General features: G+C 57.0%; 11 protein-coding genes and 3 pseudogenes. 11 read left to right on the forward strand and 3 right to left on the reverse strand.

Annotation, left to right across the window (positions count from 1 at the left end; genetic code table 11):
* Nucleotides 1-197 precede the first annotated feature (197 nt).
* On the reverse strand, nt 198-662 hold the full coding sequence (locus tag P9230_RS28185; protein WP_063169349.1) for an Lrp/AsnC family transcriptional regulator: 465 nt from the start codon (nt 660-662) through the stop codon (nt 198-200).
* 621 nt (nt 663-1,283) lie between these two features.
* Here P9230_RS28185 and ectB point away from each other — a divergent pair.
* The 10 genes and pseudogenes from ectB to P9230_RS28235 form a co-directional block, all read left to right on the forward strand.
* The gene (gene ectB, locus P9230_RS28190; RefSeq protein ID WP_063169350.1) at nt 1,284-2,600 is read left to right on the forward strand and encodes a diaminobutyrate--2-oxoglutarate transaminase; all 1,317 of its coding nucleotides are present in this window, start codon (nt 1,284-1,286) and stop codon (nt 2,598-2,600) included.
* 225 nt (nt 2,601-2,825) lie between these two features.
* Complete coding sequence (locus tag P9230_RS28195) at nt 2,826-4,286, forward strand: aldehyde dehydrogenase family protein (RefSeq protein ID WP_063169351.1); 1,461 nt, start codon at nt 2,826-2,828, stop codon at nt 4,284-4,286.
* A 328-nt stretch (nt 4,287-4,614) separates the two neighbouring features.
* Nucleotides 4,615-4,983 (forward strand): GNAT family N-acetyltransferase, encoded by a 369-nt coding sequence (locus tag P9230_RS28200; RefSeq protein WP_063169352.1) that lies wholly within the window; start codon nt 4,615-4,617, stop codon nt 4,981-4,983.
* A complete protein-coding gene (locus P9230_RS28205; RefSeq protein ID WP_224571101.1) occupies nt 4,961-5,428 on the forward strand; it encodes a transporter substrate-binding domain-containing protein in 468 nt (155 codons plus the stop codon). The genes P9230_RS28200 and P9230_RS28205 overlap by 23 nt, the downstream gene beginning before the upstream one ends.
* A gap of 488 nt (nt 5,429-5,916) precedes the next feature.
* A complete protein-coding gene (locus P9230_RS28210) occupies nt 5,917-6,120 on the forward strand; it encodes a hypothetical protein (protein ID WP_141245431.1) in 204 nt (67 codons plus the stop codon).
* Nucleotides 6,121-6,184: 64 nt separating this feature from the next.
* Nucleotides 6,185-7,378 (forward strand): annotated as a pseudogene (locus tag P9230_RS28215) (IS256 family transposase).
* 986 nt (nt 7,379-8,364) lie between these two features.
* A complete protein-coding gene (panD, locus tag P9230_RS28220; RefSeq protein WP_063169354.1) occupies nt 8,365-8,808 on the forward strand; it encodes an aspartate 1-decarboxylase in 444 nt (147 codons plus the stop codon).
* Between the two features lie 313 nt (nt 8,809-9,121).
* On the forward strand, nt 9,122-10,390 hold the full coding sequence (locus P9230_RS28225) for an acetyl-CoA carboxylase biotin carboxylase subunit family protein (RefSeq protein ID WP_082826583.1): 1,269 nt from the start codon (nt 9,122-9,124) through the stop codon (nt 10,388-10,390).
* Nucleotides 10,391-10,471: 81 nt separating this feature from the next.
* Nucleotides 10,472-11,641 carry a Xaa-Pro peptidase family protein gene (locus P9230_RS28230; protein ID WP_063169356.1) on the forward strand — a complete coding sequence of 390 codons (1,170 nt, stop codon included), beginning with the start codon at nt 10,472-10,474 and terminating at the stop codon, nt 11,639-11,641.
* Nucleotides 11,642-11,758: 117 nt separating this feature from the next.
* Nucleotides 11,759-11,989, forward strand: a pseudogene (locus tag P9230_RS28235) (IS3 family transposase); the annotation flags it as partial.
* Between the two features lie 142 nt (nt 11,990-12,131).
* Here P9230_RS28235 and P9230_RS28240 read toward each other — a convergent pair.
* On the reverse strand, nt 12,132-12,572 hold the full coding sequence (locus P9230_RS28240; protein WP_158515807.1) for a GNAT family N-acetyltransferase: 441 nt from the start codon (nt 12,570-12,572) through the stop codon (nt 12,132-12,134).
* Nucleotides 12,573-13,048: 476 nt separating this feature from the next.
* Nucleotides 13,049-13,978, reverse strand: coding sequence for a 2-oxoglutarate and iron-dependent oxygenase domain-containing protein (locus tag P9230_RS28245; protein ID WP_063170383.1), 930 nt, complete (start codon nt 13,976-13,978; stop codon nt 13,049-13,051).
* A gap of 456 nt (nt 13,979-14,434) precedes the next feature.
* On the opposite strand from P9230_RS28245, the pseudogene P9230_RS28250 reads away from it, so the two are divergent.
* Nucleotides 14,435-14,578 (forward strand): annotated as a pseudogene (locus P9230_RS28250) (transposase); the annotation flags it as partial.
* Nucleotides 14,579-14,609: the final 31 nt, after the last annotated feature.

Consider the following 14,609-nt stretch of genomic DNA (forward strand, 5'->3'; position numbering starts at 1 on the left):
AGAAGTGCTTTTGCAGCATCGCGCTGACGAGGCCGTTGTAAGGAGCAGAATGATGCTTCGCCTTGCGCTCCATCGCCGCTTTAGCGGTACGAAAACTCCCGTCCCAATCATGGCCGGCGGGCAAGGCGGCTGACCCTTGCGCCAGTCATCGGTGAATCGGATCAACCAGTTGTTGAATGCGCGTAAGATTGCGCGTTCTATACATCGATTGGCACCGCCAAGGTTACCTTCGTGCGATCCATCACAATCATCGTGCTGTAATTTCTAACAGCCGGGCTATCAAAGAAGAAACGCCTCGAGAATGCGTCGTACTCTGCCAAGTCACGCACGGAGAGAAGGAGAACGAAATCGGCGTTACCGGTGACCGCATACGCGCTCATTACTTCAGGCGCCTTCTGTAGAGACTGCTTGAAGCGATCGATGACGTCGGAACGATAGCGCTCAATGTCGACCAAGACCAGCATCATCAGGGACCTGCCCACCGCCTCAGGCGACACGATTGCAACATCAGCCTCAATTACGCCAATTTGTCGCAACTGCTTCAATCGCCGCTGACAGGCCGTGGGCGATATACCGGCCAGTTGGCCCAATTCTTCCGTTGTTTGGCGATTGTTGCGCTGAACAGCGCTTAAGATTTTCAGATCTATCCGATCCAATTCCATGGTCATTCTCCGGAATAGCTGCAATTTGCGCAGAAAAACTGCGATATGCACTCGACTGTAGCCTCAACCCCGCGCAGACGGAAGCCCAAACGATCAGGCCAGGCATGGGACCAAAGTCGGCTATCGTCCTCGACGTCAGTTATAGCCATTGGCCGAAGAGTGCTGTCCACCATCGCCCAACTGACAATGGCAGCCGACGGTCAAAAGCCGAGGCCTTGCGCCCAGTTCGGCCGAGGAAACGTCTCGGAACTTAAACGCTAAGCCGACTGGACGATGATGATAGGGGGGACCTCTATTTCCGCGCTTCGGCTTCCATTCGTTGGCTCACGCTGCCAAGAGTCTCATCTGTGTATAGGGAATCGAGCGCTAGGTTCGCCTGCCCCGGTTGCTGCATCAAATGCAGCCGTCTTGAGGTGGTTGGGAAAAATCGTCACCGCAGCCACACAAACCGCCGGCCTTATGCAACCTGCCGGCAATTTCGCATAATTACTGCATCCCGCCGCTCAGAATTTGCGCAAGGCGCCCAATGTAGCGCGCTATTGTCTCACAACGGCACCTACACGCCACTTCATAAAGCAGAAGAGGCCTGGCTTTGCAGGCTTCAGATTGAGGAGTTCGCCTATGAGCAAGCAATTCGCACCTGAAATGGATGCAGGTCTCGCGGTTTTCAATCGCCTGGAGTCTGAGGTGCGCAGCTACGTCCGCGCCTTCCCCGCCCTATTCGATCGCGGAGTCGGGACCACTCTCATCGCTGCAGACGGTCGGGAATATCTCGACTTTTTCGCCGGTGCAGGCGTTTTGAATTATGGGCACAACAACCCCGTCATCAAGAAGGCGCTGCTGGATTATATCGAGCGCGACGGAATTGTGCATGGGCTGGACCTTGCCACGACGGCCAAGAAAGCCTTCATCGAAGCTTTCGAGCGATACATTCTCAAGCCTCGTGGTCTGACATACAAATTACAGTTTCCCGGCCCCACAGGTACGAACGCGGTCGAAGCGAGTCTAAAACTGGCTCGCCAGGTGACCGGGAGATCGAACATCGTCTCGTTTACCAACTCGTTCCATGGGGAAAGCGCTGGAGCATTGGCAGCGATGGGAAACAAGGAGCACCGGGCCGCTGCCGGGTTTCCCCTCGCCCATGTGACATCGTTGCCATACGAAGGCTACCTGGGGGCGTCAGTTGACACAATCGATTACTTCGAAAAGCTTCTCAATGACCCCAACAGTGGCCTCGACAAACCTGCCGCGGTGATCCTGGAAGGGATCCAAGGTGAAGGCGGCATCAATGCTGCGAGCGTTACTTGGCTGCAACGGCTGCGCGAGCTAACGTCGCGGCACGGAATCTTGATGATCCTCGATGACATCCAGGCCGGGGTCGGTCGCGCGGGCAGTTTCTTCAGTTTCGAAGCGGCTGCAATTGTGCCGGACATCGTTACCCTGTCCAAATCTTTGTCGGCGATCGGAACCCCAATGGCCCTTATTCTCATCAAGCCTGAACTTGATGTCTGGGCCCCGGGCGCACACACCGGGACCTTCAGAGGCAACAACTATGCTTTCGTCACTGCTCGTGCGGCCCTCGAAGCTTACTGGTCCGACTCCAAGTTCGAGGATGAGATCGCTCGCAAGTCTGCGATCTTGGTCCAAGAACTCAACGCGATTACCGAGGAATTCCCCACCCTCGGCCTGAGCGTGCGAGGCCGCGGTCTGATGTACGGACTCGTTTCACCGAAGCACCACTCCTTGCCAGGTCTGGTCTCCCAGGAGGCTTTTCGTCGGGGCTTGGTGATCGAGATCGCCGGCTCATACGGTGAGGTGCTTAAGTTCATGACTGCCCTCACCATCGCCGAGGCTGACCTTCGGCGTGGTCTGTCCATCATTCGCGACAGCATTGGCGCAGTAGCGACTACCCTCGACGGTGGAGGCGCGGCTCGCTAGCCGACAAAGCACCGGGCCACTAGCAGGTCCAAAATCGGGCCGCTCGCAGTCACGGAACGGGAAGGCCGTTCCGTGGCATGTGGCAGTGGGCGAACTCGGAGCGGCTGAACGGCAGACTAGGGCTTTCACTGCCGGACCGATACCACGGTTGCCGTTCTTCCTGCGGCGCCGACCACTGTCGCTGCGCCAATTCGAAGAAAATCGAGCGATAAGAAAGAGGACTGGATGGCCAGCAACGACGTAGTCAAAAATTATATCGATGGCGAGTGGCGGGATTCTGTGTCCGGCACACGCATCGAGGTCGATGACCCGGCGAGCGCCGAAACGATTGCTGTCGTAGCTGAAGCAGGACCCCAAGACATCGAGCTTGCCGTTACTGCTGCTCACCGCGTTTTTCGCGACCGCGTGCTGATAGACATGCATCCGTATGATCGCGGTCGCATGTTGTTTCGCGTTGCCGACGCCCTTGAAGCGCGTTTCGACGAGATCGCAGCCATTAACTGCGCGGAGACGGGGAAGGCATTGGAACTTGCCGATGGCGAGGTTCAGACCGCCATCAGATACCTGCGATACTATGGTGGCTTGGCCGACAAACTTGAAGGGCGCTCGATCCCGCGCGGGGCCAACCTGGTCAACTACACAGTCAGAAGTCCCTTCGGCGTGTCCGCCCAGATCGTTCCGTGGAATGGTCCACTTGAACTGACGGCCCGCTCGCTGGCCTGCGCCATCGCAACCGGCAACTCAGTCGTGGTGAAGTCGCCGGAACTAGCTCCCCTTTCCGGAGTTGAACTTGCGCGTGCCTGTGAGACAGCGGGGCTGCCTGCCGGAGCGGTCAACGTGCTCACTGGATACGGCCAAACGGCAGGCCAGGCGCTGATCGAACATCCCGACGTTCGCCACATCGTCTTCACGGGCTCGATTACTACTGGGCGGACGGTGCTCAAGACGGCAGCGGATCGGATCGTGCCCTGCATAATGGAACTGGGCGGAAAGTCGGCTGCAGTTGTGTATTCCGATGCCGACCTCGACTGCGTTGTGGAAGCGGTACGCGTCGGGACCTTTCTGAATGCAGGCCAGAATTGCAACAACCTTACACGTCTTATTGTGGAACGTTCTATTGCAGACAAACTGGTGGAAAGAGTGAGGGTCTGCGTCGAAGGACTGTCGGTCGGTCCAGGACGCGAAAACTGCGACATCACCCCGTTGATCTCCCGAAACCAACGACAAGGAGTTGAGCGGGCCTGCCAGACGGCCCTCTCGCAGGGCGCGCGACTCGTAACCGGCGGGACTGCGCTTTCGGAGCGGAGCGGTTACTTTATGGCGGCCACGGTGTTTGCCGATGTCGCGCGAGACAGCAATCTCTTCCAGCAAGAAGTATTCGGTCCTGTTCTTGCCGTTACCACGTTCGATAATCCGGGAATGGCCGTCAATCTCGCGAACGACACCGTTCACGGTCTGGCAGCGGGCGTGTTCACGCGGGATATTGACCGGGCCCTCTGGACCGCCGACCGCCTTTGGGCCGGTCAAGTGTACGTGAATGGGTGGTATGTGGGCGGGGTGGAAACACCGTTCGGTGGGATAAACCAGTCCGGCTACGGCAGGGAGAAGGGTCAGGAAGCGCTGGACGGCTACGTTCAGACGAGAAACGTTGGTATCCGCCTCTCGCAGCCACCATCTGGAAATTGAACGCTTGCTGATCCCTACCGACGGCGCGGCTGTCGGGCGATGCAGGATTCAATGACCTCGACCAAATCGAAATAAGCCCGGCGAGAGAATCCGTATCGGAGGTCATCGAGAACAACTCTAATCATAGGATTTTTGGCTGCGGACGGGCTTTACCCACCACGGACATGTAGGAGCGCATTGCCTAGCCCGCTGCGTGGGTCGCATGGGTCAGGAGAGGATCACAGTGCTTCAGAGACAATTGAGATTCGCAGAGCTGCCGCCGAAGATTTCGACAAGTTGGCAATGTTGAACCGCGAGTTGATCGAGGCCGAGAAGCATCGAAACCCCGATGACGGTTTCAGAACTCAAGGAGCGGTTTATTCAGTTGGTGAATCGCGAAATTTGGATGGTCGACCTCTTCAGCCAGAACGGCGAGATTGTGGGCCTCGCCACTCATCGTTTGGAGCCAGACAATGCGGAGCCGAGTGGGCAACGCGTCTTTTTGAGGCAATTCTACGTCAGCTGCCAACACCGACGTTCGGAGATTGGCTGCAGGACCCTTGAGCTGCTTATTCGGTCTCGTTTCCACAACAAATCAAGGATTTTCCTCGACGTGCTGGAGACCAATCCTGGCCGCAAGACCTTCTGGTCTCACACCGGTTTTGTCGCCTACAGCACGCTCATGGAGCGTCTCGTTGAAAAAGCGGACACCAAATAACCTGCGGTGCTGGGAATTAATTTGGGGATCGGATTGTCTGGCATTTGCGTGCGTCGCGCAAAAACACGAGAATAGAATCGAGCCGGTCGTAACCGAATGGGGCTCACTTGTCCCCGGCCTGCAGGCTAGCCGCTTCGACTTCATCACGGCCGGCATGTGGATCAAGCCGGAGCGCTGCCGCAACGTGCTGTTCAGCGAACCGATCGCTACGGAGAGAGGCGCACTGCTGGTGCCTAAGGGCAACCCGGAAGGGCTGCATTCTTATGAGGATGTGCGTGACAAGGGACTCACCTTCGTCAGTGATACAGGCTACACCGCGGTCCAGGACGCGAAAAAGTCAGGCATCGCCGACGACAAAATCATGCAGGTCGCCGGACCGCCGGCGGACAGGCTGTCGCGCCGCCGCCGGTGCCCTCGACTACTTTACAGCGACTGGACTTGTTAAGAAGGACCACAGCCTTGAGCTGGCCGATTCGTTCATCGCGCCAGCCAACTATCCTGCTATCGCCTTCGAGCTCAACGAGCAGGCTGCGGTCGACGCGTTCAATGCCGTATGCAGGACTATGTTGGCTCTGGCGAAATGATGGCAGTATTCGGCAAATACGGCTACGGCAAAGACAACCTGCGGACGGCAGCAAGACCGCTGACCTCTGCAGAGGCTGAAGGCAATGTGCCTTAACACGTCCCCGGTCATGGCGGGGACGTGTTCAGTGGGCAAGCGTCTGTGAGGCGATTTCAGGTCCACCGTGGCGGTGCTCACAAGACGCGCCTCATTGCCTGAAACAAACACATCTACACTTCATCGGGTGCGCACATGTGAGCGTCGCGGCCCACAATACGACGGCCAATATGCGGGCTGGCTCACCTGCCACATCAGGCAACTGCGCAAGCAAATCCCCTGACGTGTGCCGGAACGAGAAGCAGGAGAATACTGTGGAAATCAGAGTTGTACGCCCGGGCGACCTTTCTCAATTGCGCAAGATTTGTGACGAACACATCGACTTGGAAGGGGTGACAATAGCGGACCAGGACCTGAGTCCTTATTGGAACTCGGCGTTTTTTGGAACACCTGCCCAGTTGTTCGGTTGGGTTTGTGATGAAGGAGGGTGTGTGCTGACAGTTCTGCAAATTCGCTGAGAGAGGGCGGTCATGGCAGGCTGGTGATTGTTCACGTCACCGATTCCCGCGAAGGAACGCCACCATGACCAAGATTGAAAGTAAGACCGGCAGCGCTGCCATCAAAGACATTCTGCTTTCGGACCCGGACGGACTTCACGAAGTGATCCGTGCGGTGATGCAGGAGGTACTCGAGGCCGAGATGGACGAGGCGCTGGGGGCTTCGAAGAGCGAGCGCACACCTGAGCGGCTCGGCTACCGCTCGGGTTATTACGGCCGCACCCTTGTCACGCGGGTCGGCAAGCTTGAGCTGCGGGTTCCGCAGGACCGGGCCGGCCGCTTCTCGACCGAGCTTCTCGAGCGTTACCAGCGTTCGGAGCGGGCCTTGGTGGCGACGCTTGCGGAGATGTATGTGCAGGGCGTGTCGACCCGCAAGGTCAAGGCGATCACGGAAGAGCTGTGCGGCCATGCGTTCTCGGCCTCGTCGATCTCGGCCATCAACAAGCGGCTGGACGAGAGCCTCGCTGCCTTTGCCAGGCGCCCCCTTCAAGAGCCGTTTCCTTACCTCATCCTCGATGCGCGCTAAGAGAAGGTGCGTGAGGCCGGCGTCGTCATGAGCCAGGCGGTGCTGATCGCTGTCGGCATCGACTGGGACGGCCGGCGCCAGATCCTGGCCGTCGAGATGGCCAATCGCGAAAGCCGCTCGGCCTGGAGGGATTTCCTCGTCGCGCTGAAGGCGCGCAGCCCCAAGGGCGTCGAGCTGGTTGTCTCCGCCAATCATGCCGGCCTGGTCGCGGCGATCGGCGAGGTGATCCCCGAAGCCGCCTGGCAGCGCTGCTACGTCCACTTCCTCAGGAACGCGCTCGATCACCTGCCGAGAAAGCACGGCGCCGACTGCCTGCAGGACTTGCGCTGGCTCTAATGACCGGCGCGATCTCGCCGAGGCCAAGGCCGATCTCGCCGCATGGCTGTCCAAATGGTCGGGCCGCTATCCGCGACTGACGAGTTGGGTGGAGGAGACCATCGAGCGCACGCTGACCTTCTTTTGCCTGCCGCGCCAGCATCACAAGCATCTCAAGAGCACCAACATGCTTGAACGGCACAATGAGGAAATCCGCCGGCGCACCAATGTCATGCGCATCTTCCCCAATGAAAGCTGCCTGCGCCTCGTCAGGGCGCTGGCTGCGAGACCAACGAGAACTGGATGGAGGCCAACCGCTACATCAACATGGACGATCTGCGCGAGCACAAGAAGCTCGCTCTACGCCAAGCCGCATGACCAGCATCGTGGCCGCCCCATTTTGCAGAACTTGACGCACACAACCTGAAGGAGGTAAGCGTCATGACAACTCTTAGAGGATACATGACCGCGTCGATCCGGCTTTTCCTTGTTGGTCAGGGGCGATCCTCGGGTACGCCTCCGGCGAGGGCCGCCTTGCGCGATCATGGCACGGTAGCGAGGCTGGGCTCTTAAGGTCGTCCTTAGGAGCGTAAGCCCCGCGACCATCCCATCGCTGAAAACAAACCCTTGATCAGCGGGCGCCCGACGGACCGCCTCTGTCGTCGTGGCGCTCCCATGAAGAACCTGGCCCATAGTGCATCCTTTGATTCGGAAGATAAGGATGCCCCATCAAAACCTGAGATCAAACATTTAGGCAGGCCTCGACTGGGACAAGTAAAACGGCCGCATTCGAGGCATGAGGCTGCACGCGTCTAAGATCCGAACAGCCAATACCCGAGCGTCCTCGACATCCCCGCCGCCAGAAGTCAACGATGCCCAGATCGGCCGCACGACCACCAGCAGAAGGGCGCCACCTCAACCCGTCCTACACTCAACATTTTGTCGCGTCCGCGACGTGCCTTCTTGATCCGATCCGTGGTCTGCTCACCTAAATAGCTGAAAGAGATCACGCATTTCTGTTTCCGGCCTGATTAGCCAGTTTGGCACGAGGTTTGCAACTTTGTGTGCGATCCAGTTGAACGGGCCGATTGGCACAGTCACCTGAAATCACAACTAATTAAAGGAACGGAACATGTCGGAACTGTATCGGATGGCATTACCAATGGGGGACAGCCGGCCGGCAATGCCTCCGCCCACCACAACCAGCCTTCGCCTGACTGTCTCGTGCTGGCCACGCCAGAGTAATCAATTTTGTCCTAAGAACCACAATACGACAAATCGCAGAACGTCCATCCATCCATCCTGAAACCAAGACACAGCAATCGCTTGTCGACGCAGTGTCCCACCGCCGAGAGGAAATGTAGATGAGAAAATTTGTTGCCGCCAAGCTTCATGGAATAACTGTGACCGACGCGAATTTGAACTACCGGGGCTCAATAACTTTGGATCCAGATCACTGCGACGAAGCCGGCATCCTTCCAATGGAATTCGTTGAAATCTGGAATAAATCATCGGGCGCTCGAATCAGCACTTACGTGATTTATGGAGAGCGGGGTTCTCGTTGCTGCGTGCTGAACGGAGCCGCTGCTCGCACCTGTCAGGTCGGGGACGAAATAATCGTTTGCTCCTCCGCATACATCGAGGAGCATCAGATGGTGGAGATCAAGCCGCGAGTGCTGACTTTCCACCGGGATAATTCTATCTGCGACCACATGTTCTACGAGGGTGCAATAGACGACGATGGAAGGATAACGTTCTCGATTCGCGAGGGCTCTCCCGGCGATAACGCGCTAAAACTCACTCCCTAGTAGGGCCTTTCGGTGACAGCTCGTGGCGCCGGGTCCCGGTCAAGGGCGTACTCGTCCCCAGTACTCTGGTACGCGATACAGTGCATTATCCCACTCGGCCACTATTCGGTCAGTTGCCATCAAGCCCAATCGGTTCTGCCCAGATCTGGGAAGACGATTTTGCTGCGCCAAAGGCAACTTCAGCTTCAGCCAGCGGCTGCGGGTAGAGGCGACCAATTTCACGGAATGTTTGGCCTTGGATCGTTGTCTTTAAGTCTGAGGTCCACGATGGCAAAACGACCTATCGACAAAAACGCAGAGTGGAGAACAGCCAATGTCAAGGAAAGCTCTCATCCTGGTTGAAGGCCATGCAAGAGGTAATGGAATACGATACATCCACGCGGCCCGGCGTCTTGGCTTTCATCCAATTACACTATCAGTTGATCCAACACAGTACGAGTATCTTGCGGCGGAAAGAAGCGAGGCAATCCGTGTCGATACAACCAATCTTGATACCTTGATTCGCGAATGTTCCAGGCTGCGTGAGACCAATGACATCGCTGGTATCACGGGCTTCTCGGGCATCGACGAGTCGGTCTATGCAACCGTTGGCAAACTATGTCGGCATTTCGACTTACCGGGACCCAACCCCGAATTGATTGAACGATGCTGTGACAAATTCTCTCAGCGCCAGCTACTTGCGGAAGCCGGAGTTCCGATACCCGCTTATCGCATGGCGCTGAATGTGGCAGAAGTAGAAAGCGCTGTCGCGGAGATCGGCTTTCCCGTAATTGTTAAGCCGGCAATCGGCAGCGGTAGCATCGGTGTCCGATTGTGCCGCAACGCCGATGAGTTAGCTGACCACACGACCTATCTGTTGGGTGGGAAGCACATCTGGCCGTCTTCGCCGAGGATATTGGTTGAGGAATTCGCGCGCGGCCCTTTTTATAGCGTGGAGATAATGGGCAATGAGGTTATTGGGATTGTCGCCGTTGATTTCGGCCCCCCACCGCATTTCGTCTTCCGTGAAACGACCTTCCCGGCCCCGCTTGCGGAAGACGATCATGACCGTATCGTTGATGTTTCGCTGAGGTGCTTGCAAGCTCTTGGCCTTAATTGGGGGCCAACGAACATCGAGCTCCGGTTGACTAATCATGGCCCGGTTGTAATCGAAGTGAATCCGCGTCTTGCTGGTGCGCTTGAGCCTGAACTGGTCCAACTGGCGAGCGGTGTCGATCTGGTCACCGAGCACATCAAGCTTGTCGTCGGCGAGGAATGGGATTTGCGCAGAAGGCATTTGCAGACCGCAGCCGCGCGGTTCCTAGTTGCTGATTGCGACGGCACCCTCGATTGGATCGATGGCGGCAGTCAGGCGATCGCGGTACCAGGTGTCGCTGAAATCAAATTGTATGTTGAACCCAACGCGCCGATCTTCAGGAAAGGCGATTTTCGAGACTGGATAGGACATGTCGTCGCCGTTTCACCCAGCCTTGCTCAGACCGAAGCGATACTCCAACGAGCTGTCGACTTAATCGCTTGGTCTATCACACCGCCGTCGGGCGAACAGGAGCGATCTGCAGCCCCACGACTCCCCCCCAACTGAGAGGTGATCCGTCGCCAGCATAAGAACTCTTACCCGCAATAGCTCGCCTTGTTGTCAAAAGCATAGCTGGAGTTCAAACTTATGAATATATCCAAGGGACCCCAGGCATTCCCTAGAAGTGAATACCTTCGCCGGCTCGGCTCGGTGAAGTTCGAAATGGGTCGGTGCGATATCGACGCGCTCGTCGTTTCCGACCAACATAACATTACCTATCTCACGGGGTACACCGCGCTATCAGCCTATGTTCCTCAGGCCGTTGTGGTTTCGATACGAGAAGAGGAACCGACGTTCATTCTGCGCCGCTGTGATGCGCCGGCAGCCATTCATCAATGTTTTATGGAGCGCGACAAAATCGTCGCATACCCCGAAGCGTATATTGGAAATCCTGACAAGGATGGCTATGACGCGGTAGTCGATTACTTGGAGGACGTCGGCCTCGCGAGTCGAGGCATAGGAATCGAGCTATGCTGCCTTCCATCGCAATCGGCGAAAAAGTTTAGGATGCGCCTGCCTGGTGCCACGATCGTCGATGCTACTAAGGCGGTCACTTGGAAAAGGCTCATCAAGTCAGATCTCGAGATAGCTGTAATGCGGGAGGCGGCGGCAATCTCAGACGCCGCGATTCGACGCGCTGCTGAGGTAATACGCCCCGGGGTGCGTGAAGCAGACGCGTGCGCGGAAATTGTGGCAACGTTGGTGCGCGGCGCAAACGGTAAGCCAGGAAGCGGGATCGAGGGAATAAGTTTGTGTTCATCACCGCGAACGGGAACGTGCCACATTCCGTGGAGCGAGGACGTTTTTCGCTATGGATCGCAGGTGAATCTCGAAATCGGCGGTGCGCGATATGGTTACTGTGCTGGGCTTATGCGCACTTACACGATCGGCTCACCCTCCGATCGTCTACGTCGCGTGCATGAGATCCAAGTCGCCGGCCTTGAGGTCGCTCTTGATGCGATACGGCCAGGAGCGACTTGCAGCGATGTTGCCAACGCCTTCAATCGCAGCATCGAGAAGCGGGGCCTCAAAAAGGAGACGCGTTGCGGCTATGCACACGGCATTGGTTGGTTGGAGCCGACCGCAAGCCTTAAGGATGGCGATATGACAGAGTTGCTACCAAACATGACCTTTCACCTGATGTTAGGTAATTGGATCGAGGAGGATTTTGGATACGTCATCAGCGAAACGTTCCGTGTCACAGACTCCGGCGTCGAGGTACTGACCACTGCTCCCCGGAAGATTTTTGAGATCTAAATTAGAATATGGCTTGTCATAACGACAGCGCGGACGTCCGGAATAGATCTTGCCGGTCGACGAGATGTCGCCTACCTTGTTGAAGTGCGGACGGCGAGCGGCGGTCGGCATGCGGGGCCGATCCGTGTCGAGGCGAAGCCGAACGCACGCTGGTCGCTGTACGACCAGTTCTCCTGCGGCCGATCAACTCGTCGACGACGTGACGCGCGAATGCCTTACGCGATTCCGGACACAGATCTCTGGTCGCCGCGTTGCTCGCGAACTGACGACCTGATCGCCCAGCGCGGCAAGCCCGGCATGATCGTCGCAGACCACCGCACGGAGTTTACCTCGAACACGGTCCTTGCCTGATCAATGGATCATCGCGCCGAAAATACATTCCGCTGCAAGCCCATGTGCGCAACATAAATGGCTGCACCTCTAGTCTACTCGCCACTGTTTAAAAGACTGGGGCAGGTCAATGCGCTTTCGTTACGACCTCAGAGCAAGTCTACAGGTCATAGTAGTAGGTAAGGTATGGACTCAATTTACCGATCTTGTCATAGAGCGCCCGCGCATGATAATTTGATCTGTCCGTATTCCAATAGATTCTCAGCCAGCCTTGGTCGCGACCGTAGGAGGCCAGATTCGTGAGCATGGCTTGGCCAATCCCCTGGCGCCGCGAAGACTCGTCGACATAGAGATCTGCGAGAAAACAGACCGGACGATCGCTAAGAGTATACGGGTGAATGACAAAGGTAGCAAAACCTATGGTAACGCCAGTTGCTGAGACCGCGATCAGCGCGTTAATCGGTTCGTCTGGGCGCTCGATGCGCCGCCAGATCCTATCTGTCGCCTGTTCTGATGAATTGAGACCTTGGTCGGCGCAATATGCGTACCAAAGGGACCGCCATGCATCGCGGTCGGCAGTGCCTGCGAGACGAATCTCCATGAGGGGCGGGCTCCGGCTGAGAATGGGCTCCAGGGCGCGAGGTGTTCGGCCTGAAAGGTTGACGGCTTGCGATAACTGCCACCGGCCCGCAAGACGTGCAGCACGCGACCGCCGGGTGTTATAAGATCTTTCCGCCTGTGACGGCGTCGTGGTCGCGCTGGAACTGGTTCCCGGGAGCTCGGTTCGCGATACGTCAAGCGCGAGTTGGGCGAGCGTTATCATGGGATCAAGTTCCCTCAGGTTTTCCCGCAGCACGTTTGCGACAGCGGTGCAGATCTAGTGCGATCTTTCCCTGCGACCACACGATGCAAACAATCTGACACCATAGGTGCATTCATCCCGAAGCGGGCTTCCGACCGCCGCGCTACACGCGCGACGGCGGGACAATCTAGCGGATGCGAGAGTTCTTCCAGCTTACCACGGAGATCTGCACCGCGTCGGCGCCATAATTGCGCATGCTTTAGAAAAGCAGACAATCATTGCAGTTCGCGCGCGCGTCCGGCGCCATTCCCAGTCACCCATATTGACTCAACGTTGCGCAGCATCATTTCTACAACACTAACTTGCTGCCCTTGTCGCGAAGTCAGGCGAGCGTCGATCTCGGGATAAATAAAGAAGGGCAGCGAAATTCGATCAGTCGGACCACTATGCACGACCTGGTGGGGCGTACTCTTGAAGCGGCCGTCGCTCAAGACCTGAAGGAGGTCGCCCAGATTGACTACGAGACTATCGGGCAGGCTCGGCACCGGCATCCATCGACCGCGGAACCACACCTGCAAGGAACGCAGGGGGAGTTCCTCTTGCAGCAGCAGCGTGAAGAAGCCATGATCCGTGTGCTTTGCGCAAGTGCCGCCGCGAGCTGGATACCGTATCACGCGTTGCCCAAGCGTCGGCGTGCTGAAATGGCGTTGGAACCATGCCTCTTCCATACCTATCAGGTCCGCCAGCGCATCCCCGATCTGGGGGACAATCCCGGCGAGCACGGTAGCCTGCAAAGCAAGCAGGTTTCTTGCGAAGCCAGGAGCCAAGGCTTCATCCGGAAGGCGCGTGCGGCCGGAGAACGGACGCCGGTCGCCTTCGTTCTCAATTCCGAGGTCGAATACCTCCTTTGGATCGAAGCCGGCCTCAGGATGTAGCATTTCGCCGTGTAAAGGACTGTATCCACGGGCGGCAGTGGGGTACACGTCCTGAAAGGCGTGCCCGTAGCGTTCCTTAACCGACTGTGGCAATGCGAAGAATCGCCGGGAAGCCTCAATGGCTTGCGCGATCTGTTCCCCGGGGATGCCGTGCTCGACAAGGTAGAAGAACCCGTATTCCTGGCATGCCATTTGCAGGCGCTGGCGCTCGTCACGTCGCGTTGCATCGTCTCTCAATTTCGAAAGTGAAATTTTCGGCAGCGTGGTCATAGTCAATCCCCTTTTTGGGCGCTTAAGTTGATTAGTGTTTGCCGCGGCTCTCAAAGTCGACAGTTCCTTGGATGTGGGCAACGCGCCGTCTCTTCCAATAATAACGAAAGTCGACATGATGTCCCATTCTAAGGCTAAGCCGATGGCTGGGCGGTGATTCCGTCTTAGCAATTGATCTCTAGCGCTTCCTGGTGAAGATAACAACGATTTGTATGTTAATATAGTTGTATATATTGTTACATCCGTCGCGGTTAGTTTAACATTATCACGGCCAAGATACTAAGAGCGATTTACAATTCTGAATTGCTTTATGACTTCCAGGCTCAATCCAGACCAGCGCCGACCTCCGGGTTTCATGGCAGGATCGGCCATCTCGAAGAGCTCTATGACGCGAGGTATCGCCAGCTACCTGAGCTCGTCCATCACACACGCCGTCCCGGACGATGGCCGAATGGCAGAAACCGACCGCTCGAAATTTTCCTATCCCATAGTCTTTTTCGACGCTATCCGGGTCGAGCGGTCAAGCTCAGGGACGAAGACTTCGTTCGCAAAAAAGCCATCTACATCGGGTTCGGCGTTCTGCCTGGCGGCACCAAGGAGCACATGAGCTGAGGAAGCGCTTGTCGACGTT

Origin of the sequence: Mesorhizobium sp. WSM4887, from assembly GCF_029625865.1 — a bacterium.
Lineage (GTDB): Bacteria > Pseudomonadota > Alphaproteobacteria > Rhizobiales > Rhizobiaceae > Mesorhizobium.